Here is a 15305-nt window from a genome sequence, read left to right as displayed (position 1 = left end):
GCGCCTGTTGCAAGGCTTGGTTCAATCTCTGTCTCCGCTTTTTTTGTAGGAATGAGGTGGCGTTTCAGCTCACGATGCCCATATGCCAGGGCACAAATTCGTGATCGCCCAGTCCGAGCAATTCACTACGGGTGCGCTCACCCGACGCGGCCCGCAGGATGTGCTCGAAGATATCTTTCCCCATCTCATCGACTGACCGCTCACCGTCGAGGACAAGTCCGCAATTGATGTCCATATCGTCGGAGAGCCGCTTGAACATCGGCGTGTTGCTCGCGAGCTTGAGCGTGGGCGCGGGCTTCGAGCCGAACATGGAACCGCGGCCGGTCGTGAAGCAGATCAGGTTTGCTCCACTTGCAATCTGCCCGGTCACCGCAACGGGATCGTAGCCTGGCGAATCCATAAAGACGAAGCCGGCCCGGTCAATAGGCTCGGCGTATTCGTAGACGGCTTGCAGCGGCGTCGTGCCGCCTTTCATTGCCGATCCGAGCGATTTTTCGAAGATGTTAGCGAGTCCACCCTTCTGATTACCCGGGCCGACGACACCGTTGAACTGGCCGTTGTGGCCGCGCGTGTAGCGCTCCCACCACGCAAGCCGGTCGAGCAATTTCTGGCCGACCTCCGGTGTCACCGCACGGCGCGTCAGCATGTATTCGACGCCGTGAATTTCGGGGGTTTCGGAAAGAATGGCCGTGCCGCCATGGCGCACCAGAATATCCATGGCCGCGCCCAGAGCCGGATTGGCCGTGATGCCCGAAAAGCCATCGGAGCCGCCACATTCCAGACCGATTTTGATGTGGCTCGCCGACACCGGGCGACGCTCGATATCGTTCGCTGACGGCAGCATTTTCTGTATGGCAGCGATCCCCGCTTCGATCGTTGCCCGGGTGCCACCTTCGTCCTGCATCACCAACGCGTGGACCGACGTACCGACATGAAGCCCTTGTGAATCGAGCAGGTCGCCCACCTGATTGCGTTCGCAGCCCAACCCGACGATCAACACCCCGGCAAGATTGGGATGACGCGCATAGCCGGCGAGCGTCCGGCGCAGGACATCGAAGTGCTCGCTGGGCGATGACATCCCGCAGCCACTTGTCTGCGCGAATGCGACCACGCCATCGACATTGGGATAAGGCGCAAGCCGCTCCGGCGTAAACCAGGCGGCGATATTCTTGATAACGGTCGACGAACAATTGACCGATGCCAGAATCCCGATGAAGTTGCGCGTCGCGACTCGCCCATCGGGCCGAACGATGCCGTTGAATGTGGCCTGTTCAGCTTCTGCCACGTACTCGACCGGACGCACATCGAGACAGAAACCCGGATCGCGCTCGAAATCGATCAGCTCGACGTTATGAGTGTGGACGTGATCGCCCGCCTCGATGTCGCGAGCCGCGAGGCCAATGACGGTGTCGTATTTACGGATCGGCGCACCACGTGGGATACGATAAGCGGCGACTTTGTGACCCGCGGTGACCTGCGCGCGGATGCGGATCGTCGCCTCGCCGATGCACAGTTGCTGTCCGATCGACAGCGATTCTCGCGCGATCAGTACATTGTCCGCGGCGTTAAGCCGGATCAGCGGCTCGCTCAACACCGTACCAGCCTGCGACATGCTGCTCTCCTGTCTCTCAAGTTCTGGGCGCACGCACTCGGGTCGCGCCAATCGCTTTTCTTCTAATCGATGTTACCGGTTCATGTAACCGGTAACATACGACGCATGGTAGTATGGTTTTGCCATAATCGCCAGCAACTTTTTTCGGGCCTGAGTGATCAACGTCGTGAGCAAACCGCCAACTACCCTGCTTGCCCCTGTCGAACGCAGCGCCTCCCGGCGCGCCCGCAAGAATTCCGGCCGCGTAACGCTGAGCGATCTCGCGGCGCTCGTCGGCGTGACGAAAGTGACCGTCTCACGCGCACTGAACACGCCTGAACTAGTTTCGGTCGATACGCTGGAGCGTGTCCAGGCGGCCGTCCGGCAAACCGGGTACACGCCTGACCTCATCGCCGGTTCGCTGGCGTCGACTCGCAGCCATCTCATCGTCGCGTTGATTCCGGCGATGGCCGGGAGCGTGTTTCAGGAAACCGTCGGCGCCCTGACGACCGAGCTTGCCGCGGCGGGCTACCAGTTGCTGATTGGGCAAAGCGGATACGACGAGTCGCGCGAAGACGCCCTGCTTGATGCGGTGATCGGCCGCCGACCGGCCGGCATCGTACTGACCGGCGTCATCCATTCCCAGAGTGCGAGGCAAAAGCTGCGCGCGTGCGGCATTCCTGTCGTCGAGACCTGGGACCTGACACGCGAGCCTATCGACATGCTGGTCGGCTTCTCTCATGAGAACGTCGGGAGGGCAACCGCGGACTTTCTGAAGACGCGTGGCGTGCGGCGGCCCGCTGTCGTCACGCCCAGCGACCGGCGCGCGCAGGCCCGCACCAAAGCTTTCCTCAAAGCGTTCGGAAATGGCAAAGCAATCTCCTCCATTCCTGTCATGACGGTCGAGTCACCTGCGAATCTGGGCGACGGGCGACGGGCGCTGAAGGGCTTGCTCGACACGCACGCCGATATCGACGCCGTTTTTTGCGGCGCGGATATTCTGGCGCTAGGCGTGTTGATGGAAGCTGAATACCGGGATATCTCAGTACCAGAGAAACTGCGTGTGATTGGCTACGGTGATCTGAATTTCGCGAAGGACACCACGCCACCGTTGTCGACCATGAGAATCGACGGCACGAGAATCGGAACGCTTGCGGCGACCATGCTAGTCGATCGGATTGAGAATCGCGCTGGCAGTGAGCCAATCGTCGATGTGGGGTTCAGTCTGATCGAGCGGGAAAGCACTTAGTGTCGTGGTGCTCTGTCAGCGGCAATGACTACGACTCCCTGGAAATCCTCACCTTATTTCAGGTGCGTACTCAACGCGGCGATTGCTCACCTCCTGGAATCGCTCACCTTTGGCGAGCGACCTCCTGGAACGCCTCACCTTGGCGTGGCTTTGCTTACTTCCACGGTGCAGTTCGTCTCATGAGACGACTCACCTCTCGCTGATATGGCGACACCTCCTGGAACCGCTCACCTCTCGCCGACGTGATGTCATGCTCCCTGGAACAGCTCACCTTTCGTCGAGGTGGTTGCGTCTCCTGGAATTCCTCACCTTTGGCTGCGCTGACGATATTTCCTGGCGATCCTCACCTTTGATTGCGATGACATCATCTCCTGGAATTCCTCACCATCCTGGAATCGCTCACCTTTGCAGACTAGAACTTCACCTTCACCTGAAACCCGATCGTGAACGGAAGATTGTCCGAGGGGATCGGCGGGATCACAATGAAGTTAGCCCCAACGCGCTTGTAGTCGACCATCACGATCGGCGCGACCACCGGCCCGATCGTGTGGTTACGGCCGAGACCCCAGTTGCCGTAGTTATAGCCCGAGATAATCCCGCCGATCGCCGCGATCCGCACAATGCCCCAGTGCGCGAACTCGGGCGCCCAGACACCGCCGCCATAATAAGAAGGGCGCCGCAGCGAATTGCGGAAGCCGCCGGCAGTCACCGCCCATTGATTGTTGAGCCAGCATTCAACGCCAAGGCCAGGATTGAACTGCTCGAAATGGGTATTGGGGTCGGGATTGATGTGATACGAGCCAAGCATGGCGTCGACCCATATGCCGCCCTCGCACCAGTTGCCCGCATGCGCAGCGGACGCTGCGGCGAGGCTCGCGACGAGCGCTACGGCCGCGTGTCGAATCTGCTTTTTTGTCTGACGAAAATGCATGTATTCTCCGCCACCGATCGAACGCCGGTGTCATCTGTGTTCTAGGTATTCTTGCTTGTCGTCCGTCGCGCACTGTACCTCAACCCGCACGGGCGATGTGGAGGACGCGCTCGGGCGCGCGGGCACGGCACGTGCCCCACGGCGCAGACGCAACGATAACGGAGAACCGATGGCAGAGCGGTGAACACCCGGCAGGTGTCCACCTTCGATCGTTGGGAGAGGTCTAGAGGCCGAGGTCGGACAGGCCCGGATGGTCGTCAGGACGGCGGCCGAGCGGCCAATGATAAAGACGGTCGGCCTCGCGAATCGGCAGGTCATTGATACTGGCATGCCGGCGCGCCATCAGCCCGTGCTCATCGAACTCCCAATTCTCATTACCGTAAGAACGGAACCAGTTGTTGGAGTCGTCGTGCCATTCGTAAGCGAAGCGCACAGCGATGCGGTTATCCGTAAATGCCCATAGTTCCTTGATCAGGCGGTAGTCGAGTTCCTTTGCCCATTTGCGGCGCAACAGGCCGACGATCTCCGCTCGGCCATGCGTGAACTCGGCACGGTTACGCCAGACGCTATCCGGTGTGTATGCGAGCGACACGCGTTCGGGGTCGCGGGTATTCCAGCCGTCTTCCGCGGCGCGTACTTTCTGGATCGCGGTTTCGCGTGTGAAGGGCGGAAGAGGCGGGCGGGTTTCGATCGAGTCAGCCATGGTGTGTGTTTCCTCAGTCAGGTTTCTGTGCGCCGGGATGGCGGTCGTTTGCTTCGGGCTTCACTTGGGGACTTGCTCGCGGACTTACCTGCGAGTGGGTTCGATTCGCTTGCGGACTCGGTATTGAGCAAGGCTTCGGCGGCGGCTCGCGCGTCGAGCGCGGCGTCGGCCTCGCCGCTCACCAGCGCCACGGCAATGGCGCCGTCGAGCAGGATCAGCCATTGGCGCGACAAGCGCGCGGCGCGGCGCGCGTCCATGCCCGATTCGGCCGCGTAGTCATCGCACTGGGTTCGCACGAACACGAGCAGGCGCTCCTTGTGTTCACGCGCGACGATGCGGATCGGATCCTCCGCGGAGGCGATTTCGCCGGCCGCGTTCAGAAACGCGCAACCGTGAAAGTCCTCCGACGCAAACCATTCGCGCAGCACATCGAACATGCCGAGCAGGTGTGCGCGTGCAGTCTTGCCGTGCTGCAACGTGCCCGCGATAAACCAGTTCATCCAGCGTTCGTCGCGCCGCTCCAGCGCGGCCGCGACAAGCGCGTCTTTCGATTCGAAGTGCGTGTAAAAGCTCTTACGCGCAGTACCGGATTGCTTGACGATCGCATCGACACCGGTGGCATGGATACCGCCGGCGTAGATCAACGCCTCCGCGGCATCGAGCAGCCTTTCACGCGCGCTGCCGGATGCAAGCAATTCAGTTGGGGTTTGAGTAGCCATGTGCGAAGGGTAGAACGATCATTCTCCTTCGTCAAGCTTTTGTGCGCTTCGGCGGATTGCTGCGCTTGCTGTTATCGTGATGCTGGTCGACCAACCGGACGAATTCCATGAGCTTCCCTGTTGTCCGCATCACCTTGGTACGCGCGTTGCTCAGCGCAGCGCTGCTGACTTCGATGGCCTGCACGCCTTTGCAAGTGCTTACCCATACGGTCAGCCAGAACGAAGCACGCGTGCCGCCTGGCCGCTACGATCTCGATCGGGACCATTGCAGCATCACCTTCGACATCGATCACTTCAAGTACTCGCGCTTTACGATGCGCTTCGATCGCAGGCAGGGGCAACTCGACTGGAACGAAGGCGGGATGGACAAGAGTAGCGTCGCGATCACGATCGACGCCGCGAGCATCGATACGAATGTGCCGCTACTCGACAAGATGGTGAAAAGCGACAGCATGCTCGACGTCGCGCGCTATCCTGAGCTGCGCTTCGTCAGCACGCACTTTGAGCGCACCGGCGATTCGCGCGGCACGTTGTCCGGCGATCTGACGATTCACGGCGTGACGCAACCTGTGACGCTCGATGTGACCTTCAACGGATTCGCGCCCGATCCGCTCACGAAAAAAGACACACTCGGCTTTTCCGCGGAAGGGCATTTCAGCCGCTCGAAGTTCGGTTTGTCGACGTGGTATCCGGCTGTCGGCGACGATATTCATGTGCGTATTCAGGCTGAGTTCGAAAAAACGCCCGCAGGCGCGTGAGCGCGGTGCGGGCGTTTTGTTTCAGCAGTTGCGCTTGAATGCAGCGCTTTTTCAAATCATGCAGCGGTCCAGTCGAGAATGACCTTGCCGCTCTCGCCCGAGAGCATCGTGGCGAACGCCTCCTGATAATCGTCGACCTTGAAGTGGTGCGTGAGGATCGGCGACAGATCCAAACCACTCTGCAGCATCGCGACCATCTTGTACCAGGTCTCGAACATCTCGCGGCCATAAATGCCCTTGATTTCGAGGCCTTTGAAGATCACCTGGGTCCAGTCGATAGCGGTCTGCGCAGGCGGAATGCCGAGCAGCGCAATCTTGCCGCCGTGGTTCATCGCTTCGAGCATGCTGGTGAAAGCGCTCGGCACGCCTGACATTTCCAGCCCGACGTCGAAACCTTCGGCCATGTGCAGATCCGCCATCACGTCGCGCAACGATTCACGCGAGACGTTCACGGCACGCGTTGCGCCCATCTTGCGTGCGAGTTCGAGGCGATAGTCGTTGACGTCGGTGATCACCACATTGCGTGCGCCAACGTGTTTCGCAATCGCTACTGCCATGATGCCGATCGGCCCGGCGCCGGTGATCAGCACGTCTTCGCCGACCAGGTTGAACGACAGCGCCGTATGCGTAGCGTTGCCGAACGGATCGAAAATCGCGGCGAGATCGTCGGAGATTTCAGGCGGAATCTTGAACGCGTTGAAGGCCGGAATCACGAGGTATTCAGCGAATGCGCCTTCACGATTCACGCCGACGCCCACCGTATTGCGGCACAGATGCCGGCGTCCTGCACGACAGTTGCGACAGAAGCCGCAGGTGATATGCCCTTCGCCCGACACGCGATCGCCGATCGCAAAGCCGCGCACTTCCTGACCCATCTCGACGATTTCGCCGACGTATTCGTGGCCGACATGCATCGGTACGGGAATCGTCTTTTGCGCCCAGTCGTCCCATTTCCAGATGTGGATATCGGTGCCGCAGATCGCGGTGCGCGTGATGCGGATCATCACGTCGTTGTGACCGACTTCGGGTTTCTTCACATCCGTTAGCGTGAGGCCCGGTGCGCGTTCGAGTTTTGCCAATGCTTTCATGTGCGCCTCCGCTTCAGATGACACCGAGTTGACGGCCGACGCGCGCAAATGCGTCGACAGCTCGATCGATTTGTTCCGGCGTGTGCGCGGCGCTCATTTGCGTGCGAATTCGCGCGCGGCCTTTGGGCACCACCGGGAAAGAGAAGCCGATCACGTACACGCCTTCCTTCAACAATGCGTCCGCCATATTCGATGCAAGTTGCGCGTCGCCGAGCATGACCGGAATGATCGGGTGTTCGCCTGGTACGAGTGTGAAGCCGAGCGCGCTCATCGCGCGGCGGAAATGCGCGCCGTTTTCGCGGACGCGCGCACGCAGTTGTGCGCCTTCGTCACTGGCGAGCAACTCAAGTACTTTCAGCGAGGCGGCGGCGATGCTCGGCGTCAGCGTGTTCGAGAACAGATAGGGACGTGAGCGTTGACGCAGCAGATCGATGACTTCCTGGCGCGCTGCGACGTAGCCGCCCGATGCGCCGCCCAATGCCTTACCAAGTGTGCCGGTAATAATGTCGACGCGCGACAGCACACCGCAATGTTCCGGCGTGCCGCGCCCATGTTCGCCGACGAAACCAACCGCGTGCGAATCGTCGACCATCACGAGTGCGCCGTAGCGGTCGGCGAGATCGCAAATGCCTGCGAGGTCGGCGATGATGCCGTCCATCGAGAAGACGCCGTCGGTAGCGATCAGCTTGAAGCGTGCGCCGGCGGCATCCGCTTCTTTCAGCCTGGCTTCGAGATCCACGAGGTCATTGTTCTTGTAGCGAAAGCGCTTCGCCTTCGACAGCCGCACACCGTCGATGATGCTCGCGTGGTTGAGTTCATCACTGATGATGGCGTCGTTGTCGTCGAGCAGGGTTTCGAACAGACCGCCGTTCGCATCAAAACAGCTGGAGTAGAGGATACAGTCGTCGGTTTGCAGAAATGCGGCCAACGCCTTTTCGAGGTCTTTGTGCACGGTCTGCGTACCGCAAATGAAGCGCACCGACGCCATGCCGAAGCCGTCGTTATCGAGGCCAAGCTTCGCGGCCTCGATCAGCCGTTCGTCGTTGGCCAGACCAAGATAGTTGTTCGCGCAGAAATTCAGCACTTCCGTGCCGTTCGCAAGGCGCACGTCAGCCGACTGGGGGCTGGCGATCACGCGCTCGTTCTTGTAAAAACCGTCAGCGCGGATCTGCTCGAGTGTGCCGCGCAGATGGGCGAGGTAAAGGTCACGCATGAACCAGACTCCTGAAAGGGTGGTGCGCCCACGCGCGACATGTCCGGCACTTGCGGCATGTTCGACGTCGAGGCGGGCTGTTATAGTCGGCTGTCAGTTTTATCGGATATTTTCGTTTTTCCGAACTAAAATCCGGTATGTCGAACAACTCTAAACGATAGGTCAGTAAATGGCAAGTTCGGGAATCCGCCGCGCAGCAGCCAGCGCGGCACCCATTTCAGGCGCGAGTCCGGTCCCGGCGATCGCTGCGCCGCCTCGCGTCGGCGAGCAGATTCAGCGTCTGCGCGCCGAACGGCGCATGACGCTCGACGACCTGTCGCGCGCGGCGGGCGTGTCGAAATCGATGCTCTCGGAAATCGAACGCGACAAGGCCAATCCGACGATCGCGGTCGCGTGGCGTCTGACGAACGCCCTCGGCGTCAGCCTCGATTCACTGTTCGCGCCGCAGAAGGCGCCGGAGGCGATTGCCGTCTCCGGTCCGCACGACATCCCGACTTTGAGCGGGCACGAGGCCAAGTATCAGTTGCGAGTCTGGGGTCCGATCGAATTGGCCGGCAAGTTCGAGTGGTACGAGTTGACGTTGCAGCCGGGTGGGGCGCTGGTGTCGAACGCGCACGAACCCGGCACGCGTGAGCATTTGACGGTGCTGCAAGGATCGATAGAGATCGAGGCGGCGGGCGCAACAAAGCGGCTCAAGGCCGCGGACACCGCGCGCTATGTCGCCGACGAGCCGCACGCAATCCGCAACGCCGGAAAGGGCGAGGCGAAAGCATTGCTAGTGGTGATTCACGGCTGAGGGGTAGGCGCACCGTTGCAGGTTGATGTCTGAATTGGACTGAATTGTCCGCTCGGCCGAGGTTGCGCGAGACACTGTATATTTGTACAGTACAGGGTGTCGACTGGAGCCGATAATGAACGACCTGACCACCGAACAAGCCGAGCATGCTCTGGCCGCGCTGCGCTATCAAACCGCGGCGCGCGATCTTGAACACATCGTGCGCAACATCGCCGCGCGCTACATCGTCCAGCAGGTGCCGCTCTCGTGGCGCCTGCTTCATGCAATCGAAGCCGAAGCGTTGGCGGACCTCGGGTTTGCCAGCCGGCACGACGCGATCATGCTCGGGCTGTTCCAACGGCCGTCCGAGTTGCCCTATCCGGAAACGGACGAGGCGGTGGACTTCGGTACATCCACGGCATTGCCTGCAGTGTTTGCGTTCGCGGTCTCGGCCTATGAAGAGGCGGCACGCCGAGCCGCACAACCGGCTTCTAAAGACGCGCCGCTAAAGCACGCACGGGCATGGGGCGACTGACCAAGCGCTGTACTTTCATCGGTTGCCACCTACAATATGCGCAACTAACGGAAGAATAGCCTATGTCGCCTCCTAATCTGTCCGACCCGGTTCCACGCCCTGCACCGTCAACCGATCTCTTCGATCAGGAACGGGAAGACTGGCGCCGCGATCCGCAAATCGCGTTCGACGCGTGGCTTGCCAAGCAACATTTCAGACGCTCTTCTGCTGAAGTCTATCAAGCACAGTGGGGGCTTTTCCTCGACTGGCTTGCTGTTCGCCAAAAGAGTCTGGTCACGGTCGATACGCAAACCATCGCCGAATTCGCGGGCGGCCTTGAGATCCGAAAACCGCAACGTGTCCGGTATTTGCGGCTCATTGAACGGGTGCTGGATCACGTGCGCGAAATCGAATCCGCGTCGACCAATCCTGCACGCTTCATTGCTCAGGATGGCGAAGCAGCATGGCGGAATGCACGCGATAACGAGCCGACCGGGTTTCTCAATCATGCAGAACGCGCAGCGCTCATTGCGCATCTGTTTTCGCCGTTGCCGGTTTTGTCCATTGCGCAGCGCTGGAGAGAGCGGCGTGACCGCGCGTTGATCGCTGTGTTTCTCGGCGGCGGTATCAAGACCGGGGAAGCGGCAGCACTTACGGTTAGTTGCGTGAACGTCGGATCGCCGTGGGTCACAATCGAGTCCTCGAATCCGATGCTGACGCGCCGTACCCGGCTCGCACCCTTCGCGGCGGCCGTTCTCGACGCTTGGCTTGCGGAACGGCGCCTTTCCGAACTGGCCGGCAATCTGGTCTTTCCCGCTTCGCCTTCAGGACGCCCAATGCACAAGGCGACCATGCTGCGCGGCGTCGATGCGTTGATCGACGCCGCAGGCATCGCCGCGTCCCGAGCCTCACGCGCCAGTCCGCAAACTTTGCGCAACACCTTCGCGGCAGATCTATTCGAGAGTGGAGTTGAGGCGGAACAGGTCGGGCAATGGCTGGGATTTGTCCAGGCCGTGTCTGCCAACCGTTTGTACCGGGCATGGCAAAGGTGGATGGATCAGCAGGATTCGCCAACAGTGGATAAACCGGATCCAGCTGCTCCGCCATTGCCCGCGCCTAGGCGTGACGGGCGTTTGACGAGGAAAGGGTGAGTGAACGGGTCCTGAAAATACTCACCCATCAGGTCCCGAATTTCCTCACCTTTGGCGATTTATCCGTTATGACGCGTGCGCCGAGGGTCACGCCGACGCTGCAATCGAGCCACTCGACAAAAACCGGCTAACCGCCTCCAGCCTTGATTCGCCGGGTCCTGATGAGTGATCGCATTCCGGACACTGCAGCTCGAAGCGGTGATCCACTTGCGACAACTCGGGCTCACCTTCCTCACATTTTGGGCAACGCAGCGGCAACGTGACATGGCCGTCCGCCGCAGTACCGATCGCTGATAGCTCGTCGGTCGTGAGCCTGCCGGCTTCGACTAGCGAACACAACAGGTTCGCGACGGCGGGATCGATGTCCTGCTGGCCGCGCAGCGCCGCGACTTCTTTCGTCAAAACATCCACTTCATCCGACTGCTCGCGCAGTTGCGCGTCGAGCCGATCGCCGCGCGCCTTGGCTGCAGCGAGCTGCTGAATAAACTCGAATTCCTTGCGGCTGGCGTCACGCACCCCCGATTGGTAGGTGGCCGCCATGCTGCGCAAGGAATCGAGTTCGACCAGCATTGGCTTCACACGGCGCTCGGCTTCGGCGACGGCGTCCTTGATCTGTTGCGCATAGTGCTCGGTGCTTTGGCGCAATTCGACATGCAGCGCATCGATCCGGTCGCGGAGCGCCGCGTTCGTCGCCTGTTCGGTATCGAGGCGTTGGCGCAGCGTTTCGTTTTCGCCATCAAGTCGACGGACCGTGGCCTGCAAGCCTTCCTGGTGAGCGGTCCCATGTGTGGTGGCGCTGGATAGCTCAGTCTCGAGTGCGCGAACACGTTCCCACGCGGCTTCAGCTCTGAGTTCGCTGCGCTTGATCGCTTCTTCCGAAACGTCGCAGCGAATTTCCGCTTCCCGTGCGCGTTGGTCGGCGAGGGTGACTTGGGCGCGAATTTCCTCGCGTTCGTTGTCGAGGGTAGAGCGGGCGTGCACGACGGCTTCTTCGAAAAGGGCGCCTAATAATTCTCCGGCGCGATCTTCCAATGCTTTCGGGATAGCGCCGGCGCCAACTTTGACGCGCGACACCGTTCGGATCCGTTCCCAGAAGTGGTCGATGTCCTTTGGGATGTCACTTGCGCTGCCTGTTTGTGTCAGGTCGCGGACGGCCGCCATGGACGGGCGAATGCCCAAATCGAAGAAAAGTCGTTTGCAAGCATGCAGCGATAGTTCTTGCCGCCGTGCTCCGCTAGCCCTCAAAGATTCAAGCTCGTCACGGATGGCTTGCCGTTCCTGGTCCAGATTCATGTATACCTCGATGTCGCTCGAATTGGATGAATCATAACAATTTACGTATTGTTTGCTACGTATTTGTTGGGGACGAGTGTTATTTAGCCAATTGGCGTGTTTTGACGTTGCTGGTAGCTCACAAGATCGGAGCGAGCTTGGTTTTTCCGTGAAACAAAACGAAGACTAGCTAATAAGTTGTTGTAAATAAAGAAGTTTCAGTAGTTTCTTTTTGATCGCTCACTGTTTCACGCGGGCGTCATGGGAGCGGTTGGGGTGAAGCAGTCTTGTCCGAAGGACGCGCGGGGAAAGTCTAGAGAGTAATAAAAGTAAACACCTTTGAACCCATGTTAAAAACGTTAACGCCATGGCAAACCCTTACCAGGTGGGCGTTCCAGCCCGGCAAGGTGAAGCTTTACGGGAGAGGTGGTGAGGTCTTGCGGGAGTGTTGAGTGATGAGGTTCGGGGGCCTCGGTGAGCAGGTCCGGGACAGAACGTGAGCGGGTTCAGGAGCTGCCCCAAAAGTGTGGTTTCGCTAAAGGTGAGATTTTGCGGGACCTGAGCGACCGGGATCGCCCGGCAGCACTCAAAAGTAGGTGCGGATCTCGATGGGCCTTAAGGTGAGCGCTTTCGGGACCACCGCGGCCGCCAATTTTCGGCCTTATTTTGGCCTCGTTAACCCCATTGGTGAGTCAAGACAGGAGAAAACGCGAACCGAAGGTGAGACTTTCCGGGGCCGAGGGGTCATTTTTGCCTCAATTTTGTGCATTTGGACGCTTAAGGTGAGGGTTTGCGGGAGCTGAAGCTGATTTCGGTCGAAATTCGGTTCGGTGCGCCGATGAGGTCGTCGATCACCCTTTGCGGAAAGGTGAGCGAATTCGGGAGACCTGGATCGAGGCGATGGCCGACTCGCCAAAAAGGCTGTTTTGGGCCTGAGGTGAGATTTTTCGGGAGCCTTTTGGGACGTTTGTCTTCGCTAAGGTGAGGAAATACAGGACCGAAATCGCCGCAACGGGCCGGAAAAGCCCTACTGACGCTGTCAGAGTCATTCTGATTTTGTGGCTGCGAAAATCTTAAGGTGAGGTTTTTCGGGGCCCTTTGGGCTGCGACCGGAAACGTCGAATTTCACTGAAAAGCTGTTAAAGGTGAGGATATACGGGAGCGCGTGCCCATGGCTCGGTGAATAACGATCTGATAAGTCAATGAAATCATTGGATAATTTTTGTGCGCTGCGCAAAGGTGAGGTTTTTCGGGGGGTCTTTTTCATACGCTGCGTAGGCCTGATTCGGACTCACAGGTGAGGCTTTTCGGGACTATTTATCGGTGTTTTTTCAACGCCCCAGGTCTGGAGGCCGCGTCGTTCCAAGCGCTCAGCTAGCGTTAAGGTGAGCTTTTTCGGGGGAGATTCTCGCGACTCGGATCTCACTGCCGCGTGAATCAGATGTCTTGCCGCCAGGTTCGCGGGCCATTTGCTCAATCGAATATGCGGCGATTGCCGTGTGCATCTGTGCATCGATGGCCACATGGCCGCAATCGACGCATATGCGTGCCGGCGGGCTTCGGCGTGGTGCCCTGCTTAGGGAGGGAGGCACGGCACGCTTGTCGGGTTTCTCCCCTCCCCTATCCGCTGAAATCGGCAAAAGTGCATCCAAGCCACCGATCGAGTACGAGTGCGCCTCGCTCGCTACGTGCGTGCAGCCAAAATTCACGAAAATTTTTTGAGGTGAGAAGATTCGGGATCGAATAGCTCCGGTTCGCGGCAGGTCAGAAATGGGTCAATTTTCTGGAGGCCGCGACCTGTAAGGATGCCCTGAACCTGGCCCGAAACGGGTGAGGTGAGGGTTTTCGGGAGTTGCTCGAGGTGAGTTGTGCCTCGTAAACTCACTTCACCGGGAACGGTGAGACCCGTGCTATAGACGCGTATCACCACAGCCGGTATGCTCTCGCCAAATCCCTCCTCGACCAGACGCATGGCCACGAAGCGCGCGAAGAAGACAGATGTAGTCAGCCCGAGCTCGGCCGAATTACGCAAGGCCGTTGAGGCGATCGCCATCCAGCCCAAGAGCGGCAAGATCACGCTCCTCACCCGCAAGCTGTTCAACGTTCTCCTTGCCGTCGCTCAGCAAGCCGATGAGTCCGGCGATACGTATCGGGCCTTGCTGTCCGACATCGTCGCCAATTCCGCATTCGATTCGAACGACACGGCGCTCGTGAAAGAGCACCTGCGGCGCATGGTGTCGGTGCAGGTCGAATGGAGCACCGGCACGTCCAGCCAGAAGCCGGGTCGGAAATGGGGTATTTCCACGCTGATTGCCGACGCGGAAATTCTCGAAGATCCCACCACTCGCCGTGTGTGGGTGGAGTTCTCATTTGCGCCGAAGATCAAAAAGAAGCTGCTCGATCCTGTTCAGTATGCGCGGTTGAGTCTGCAGTTCCAGAGCCAGTTGCGCAGTAGCGCGGGGCTCGCACTTTACGAGATTTGCGTTCGCTACCTGACCAACCCGAGCCATCTGACGATGCGCGAAACATGGGAATGGTGGCGCCCTATTCTCTCGGGCACGCCAGACACCGAAGCGGGTGATGAGGCGAAGCGCGAGTACAAGTACTTCAAGCGCGATTACCTGCGCCCGGCCATCGCCGAAGTAAATGCGGTCACCAACATCTTTGTCGAGTTGATCGAGCACCGGGAAGGACGGCGGGTTGCCGAGATCCAGTTCCGCGTGACCGAGCGCAAACAGCCTATGCTTGCACTCGACGAACACCCGAATGTATTCGACAGCACCTTGGTTGACCGGATGGTGAAGATCGGCATTCCGCTGAAAGAAGCGCAAACACTGTACGCCGATAGCGAAGAAAACCGGATTCGCGCGGCGCTGCAGATGACCGAGCAACGCATGCGCAGCACGTCCTTGCCCGCTGTGCGTAGCGCGCCGGCTCTGTTCAAGGATGCGTTGAAGAAGGGTTATGCGCCGCCGGTCGAGGCGCTGGCGTCCGGTAGCGGCGGTAAAGCCGCGGTGGCTGCGCCGGCGGACGACCTGAAAGCGCGGCTGCTCGGCGAGTACTCGGCGGTTCGTCGCAAGGAAGCGCGCGAGCTTTACGACGAGCAAGGTGAGTCGGAGCGGGAGATCGCACGGAAGTCGTTTGAGGACGACGTGTTGCCGGATCTCGGCACACATATGCGGGACGACTGGCGTCGTCGTGGGCTGGATTCGAAGATCGTCGAAACGGCGTTCTTCGATTGGCTGGCTCGCAAAACCTGGGGCGAACCCACCGATGGCGACCTGCTCGCCTTCACGCTGAGCCAATCGCGCGCGGCGTAATCGTCAAGATCGCATCAAGAA

The 15305-nt window shown here is 59.7% G+C and carries 13 protein-coding genes; 6 read left to right on the top strand and 7 right to left on the bottom strand.

The annotated features are described in order from the left end of the window. Positions 1–64: 64 nt before the first annotated feature. Entirely contained in the window at positions 65–1612 is a 1548-nt protein-coding gene (locus tag M0D68_RS04435; protein WP_266223876.1) for a UxaA family hydrolase, read from the bottom strand. Positions 1613–1862: 250 nt separating this feature from the next. On the opposite strand from M0D68_RS04435, the gene M0D68_RS04430 reads away from it, so the two are divergent. Beyond that, positions 1863–2840 carry a LacI family DNA-binding transcriptional regulator gene (locus M0D68_RS04430; protein ID WP_266223973.1) on the top strand — a complete coding sequence of 326 codons (978 nt, stop codon included), beginning with the start codon at positions 1863–1865 and terminating at the stop codon, positions 2838–2840. Positions 2841–3252: 412 nt separating this feature from the next. Here M0D68_RS04430 and M0D68_RS04425 read toward each other — a convergent pair whose 3' ends face one another. The 3 genes from M0D68_RS04425 to M0D68_RS04415 all read right to left on the bottom strand — a co-directional run bounded on the left by M0D68_RS04425 (position 3253) and on the right by M0D68_RS04415 (position 5193). Continuing rightward, positions 3253–3771 carry a hypothetical protein gene (locus tag M0D68_RS04425; RefSeq protein ID WP_093634346.1) on the bottom strand — a complete coding sequence of 173 codons (519 nt, stop codon included), beginning with the start codon at positions 3769–3771 and terminating at the stop codon, positions 3253–3255. Between the two features lie 223 nt (positions 3772–3994). Then, a complete protein-coding gene (locus M0D68_RS04420; protein ID WP_093634345.1) occupies positions 3995–4474 on the bottom strand; it encodes a nuclear transport factor 2 family protein in 480 nt (159 codons plus the stop codon). Positions 4475–4491: 17 nt separating this feature from the next. Then, complete coding sequence (locus M0D68_RS04415; RefSeq protein WP_266223875.1) at positions 4492–5193, bottom strand: TetR/AcrR family transcriptional regulator; 702 nt, start codon at positions 5191–5193, stop codon at positions 4492–4494. Between the two features lie 107 nt (positions 5194–5300). On the opposite strand from M0D68_RS04415, the gene M0D68_RS04410 reads away from it, so the two are divergent. Continuing rightward, positions 5301–5951 carry a YceI family protein gene (locus tag M0D68_RS04410; protein ID WP_266223874.1) on the top strand — a complete coding sequence of 217 codons (651 nt, stop codon included), beginning with the start codon at positions 5301–5303 and terminating at the stop codon, positions 5949–5951. Between the two features lie 56 nt (positions 5952–6007). Here the strand turns inward: M0D68_RS04410 and tdh are convergent, their stop codons facing one another. Next, positions 6008–7039, bottom strand: a complete 1032-nt coding sequence (tdh, locus tag M0D68_RS04405) for an L-threonine 3-dehydrogenase (protein ID WP_028195988.1) — start codon at positions 7037–7039, stop codon at positions 6008–6010. 13 nt (positions 7040–7052) lie between these two features. Further along, positions 7053–8252: a glycine C-acetyltransferase gene (locus M0D68_RS04400; protein ID WP_211699857.1), complete on the bottom strand. Its 1200-nt coding sequence runs from the start codon at positions 8250–8252 to the stop codon at positions 7053–7055. Between the two features lie 169 nt (positions 8253–8421). Between M0D68_RS04400 and M0D68_RS04395 the strand changes: the two genes are divergently transcribed. The 3 genes from M0D68_RS04395 (at position 8422) to M0D68_RS04385 (ending at position 10692) form a co-directional block, all read left to right on the top strand. After that, positions 8422–9048, top strand: coding sequence for a helix-turn-helix domain-containing protein (locus tag M0D68_RS04395; protein WP_200653256.1), 627 nt, complete (start codon positions 8422–8424; stop codon positions 9046–9048). 115 nt (positions 9049–9163) lie between these two features. Then, positions 9164–9562 (top strand): DUF2471 family protein, encoded by a 399-nt coding sequence (locus tag M0D68_RS04390; RefSeq protein WP_054034709.1) that lies wholly within the window; start codon positions 9164–9166, stop codon positions 9560–9562. A 62-nt stretch (positions 9563–9624) separates the two neighbouring features. Beyond that, positions 9625–10692, top strand: a complete 1068-nt coding sequence (locus M0D68_RS04385; RefSeq protein WP_266223873.1) for a tyrosine-type recombinase/integrase — start codon at positions 9625–9627, stop codon at positions 10690–10692. An 87-nt stretch (positions 10693–10779) separates the two neighbouring features. Here the strand turns inward: M0D68_RS04385 and M0D68_RS04380 are convergent, their stop codons facing one another. After that, complete coding sequence (locus M0D68_RS04380; protein WP_093634338.1) at positions 10780–11985, bottom strand: DNA-binding protein; 1206 nt, start codon at positions 11983–11985, stop codon at positions 10780–10782. 1949 nt (positions 11986–13934) lie between these two features. On the opposite strand from M0D68_RS04380, the gene M0D68_RS04375 reads away from it, so the two are divergent. Next, positions 13935–15284, top strand: a complete 1350-nt coding sequence (locus M0D68_RS04375) for a replication initiation protein (protein ID WP_054034706.1) — start codon at positions 13935–13937, stop codon at positions 15282–15284. Positions 15285–15305: the final 21 nt, after the last annotated feature.

It is taken from the genome of Paraburkholderia sp. SEWSISQ10-3 4, from assembly GCF_030464785.1.
GTDB classification, from domain to species: Bacteria; Pseudomonadota; Gammaproteobacteria; order Burkholderiales; family Burkholderiaceae; genus Paraburkholderia; species Paraburkholderia aspalathi.
Note: the sequence above shows the minus strand (reverse complement) of the source record. Positions and strands in the feature narration are given on the sequence as shown.

Bases quoted from the DNA above. Each gene is read 5' to 3' on its own strand.
- M0D68_RS04435 (WP_266223876.1), bottom strand. From the start codon at position 1,612: ATGTCGCAGGCTGGTACGGTGTTGAGCGAGCCGCTGATCCGGCTTAAC.
- M0D68_RS04425 (WP_093634346.1), bottom strand. From the start codon at position 3,771: ATGCATTTTCGTCAGACAAAAAAGCAGATTCGACACGCGGCCGTAGCG.
- M0D68_RS04420 (WP_093634345.1), bottom strand. From the start codon at position 4,474: ATGGCTGACTCGATCGAAACCCGCCCGCCTCTTCCGCCCTTCACACGC.
- M0D68_RS04415 (WP_266223875.1), bottom strand. From the start codon at position 5,193: ATGGCTACTCAAACCCCAACTGAATTGCTTGCATCCGGCAGCGCGCGT.
- M0D68_RS04410 (WP_266223874.1), top strand. From the start codon at position 5,301: ATGAGCTTCCCTGTTGTCCGCATCACCTTGGTACGCGCGTTGCTCAGC.
- tdh (WP_028195988.1), bottom strand. From the start codon at position 7,039: ATGAAAGCATTGGCAAAACTCGAACGCGCACCGGGCCTCACGCTAACG.
- M0D68_RS04400 (WP_211699857.1), bottom strand. From the start codon at position 8,252: ATGCGTGACCTTTACCTCGCCCATCTGCGCGGCACACTCGAGCAGATC.
- M0D68_RS04395 (WP_200653256.1), top strand. From the start codon at position 8,422: ATGGCAAGTTCGGGAATCCGCCGCGCAGCAGCCAGCGCGGCACCCATT.
- M0D68_RS04390 (WP_054034709.1), top strand. From the start codon at position 9,164: ATGAACGACCTGACCACCGAACAAGCCGAGCATGCTCTGGCCGCGCTG.
- M0D68_RS04385 (WP_266223873.1), top strand. From the start codon at position 9,625: ATGTCGCCTCCTAATCTGTCCGACCCGGTTCCACGCCCTGCACCGTCA.
- M0D68_RS04380 (WP_093634338.1), bottom strand. From the start codon at position 11,985: ATGAATCTGGACCAGGAACGGCAAGCCATCCGTGACGAGCTTGAATCT.
- M0D68_RS04375 (WP_054034706.1), top strand. From the start codon at position 13,935: ATGGCCACGAAGCGCGCGAAGAAGACAGATGTAGTCAGCCCGAGCTCG.